Here is a 1586-nt window from a genome sequence, read left to right on the forward strand (position 1 = left end):
TGAAATACGATCTCGCCAGCATCGTCGACGAGGTGCTCGCCTACCTGCGCAAGGAGCAGCTCGCGATCCCGGTCATCCCCGCCGGCGGCATCTTCACCGGCACGGACGCCGTCGGCTTCCTGGAGCGTGGCGCCGCCGCCGTCCAGGTGGCCACCCGCTTCACCGTCACCCACGAGTGCGGCCTGCCCGATCACGTCAAGCAGCACTATTTCAAAGCCGAGCCAGAGGACATCGAGGTCAACGGCCTCTCCCCCACGGGCTACCCCATGCGCATGCTCAAGGGTAGCCCTGGCATCGGCGCCGGCACCCGGCCCAACTGCGAGGCCTATGGCTATCTCCTCGACAACGACGGCCGCTGCGCCTACATCGAGGCCTACAACCGCGAGGTGGCGCGCCATCCGGGCGCAAAGAAGATCTCGGTGAAGGACAAGACCTGCCTGTGCACCCACATGCGCAACTTCGACATCTGGACCTGCGGGGCCTATGCCTATCGGCTCAAGGACACCAGCCGCCAGTTGCCGGATGGGCGCTGGCAGCTCCTCAGCGCGGAGCACGTCTTCCGCGACTACCAGTTCAGCAAGGACAACCAGATCACCCTACCACCGCCCGAGAAGATCGGCGCGCCGGCTTGAGCATGCGCGCGGCGTGTCGGCGAACCGCCGTAGCCCCTGCCCAACGCGCCGGCCTTGCCCGGACAGGCCGATGCCTGCGACCCTCTCGCGGCGGCCGAGGGGCAGTCAGCGTCGGTGAGGTCGCAGCCGTGATCCAGAGAAGGGTCGTAGGCGCGGCAAAGCTGCGGCTGGATGTGCAGGATGTGTGCGGTGGCGCGGGCCGGGTCAATGCTTCTTTCGTCTCTGCCGCCAGGAAGTCAGCGCGGCGGATGGCCGTCCCTCGTTGGGTTGGCGAGACGACGGCGGGGGTCGCGTCTGACGTCGCTGCGACGAAGGCGCTGCGTCTGCCTGCGGCTTGCGCCGCGCATGGCCTGGGGCGAACTCCCGCCCCGGCTTCTTGAGCCTTTCTTGGAGGGCGAGTCGAGACGTGCTGGCTTTCGACCAGCGGGGCGCACCGCCGTAGCGGCGGTGCATGAGGGCTGCCGTGAGGGTCAGATGGCGTGGAACAACAACAGCATGCCGAAATGGAAAGCGATGAAAATCAGCACGCCATAGAACACGGCAGTGTTTTCGCTACGTTCGAAGACCTTTTGAAAGCTCATGTTACGCTCCTTGGACGACGGTGATGAAAACATAGTCCGCAGACGCCGGCCGGTCCAGACCCGGACTTGATCGTGGTCAATGGCTGGTGCCTTCCGACAGCCGCGTCTTGTTCCAGACGTTGTACTTGCCCACCGGCCTGCTCATGGGCAGGCGTTTGACCTCTTTCAGCGTGGCCGAGTCATAGACGATGAGGGCGCCGTCCGCTTCCCACAACGAGACCATGGCATATTTGCCATAACGGTCGAATTCCACGTGGGTTGCAGTCTTGCCCGGCTCTGGCCGCAAGGTGGCGGCGATCTCCAGGCTGCGCTTGTCGATGACGTGCATGACATCGCGGTTTTCGCCGAAAAAGACATCGGCCCAGGCATAGGG

2 protein-coding genes are annotated in these 1586 nt (G+C 64.8%); one reads left to right on the plus strand and one right to left on the minus strand.

What is annotated here, in order from left to right; all coding sequences use genetic code 11:
* On the plus strand, nt 1–632 hold a 632-nt coding region (locus ACK4FK_RS18755; RefSeq protein WP_409747226.1), incomplete at its 5' end, for a nitronate monooxygenase.
* 657 nt (nt 633–1289) lie between these two features.
* Here ACK4FK_RS18755 and ACK4FK_RS18760 read toward each other — a convergent pair.
* Nucleotides 1290–1586: cytochrome D1 domain-containing protein (locus ACK4FK_RS18760; RefSeq protein WP_409747229.1), on the minus strand; the 297-nt coding region annotated here is incomplete at its 5' end.

It is taken from the genome of Ferrovibrio sp. (genome assembly GCF_046297895.1).
Lineage (GTDB): Bacteria > Pseudomonadota > Alphaproteobacteria > Ferrovibrionales > Ferrovibrionaceae > Ferrovibrio.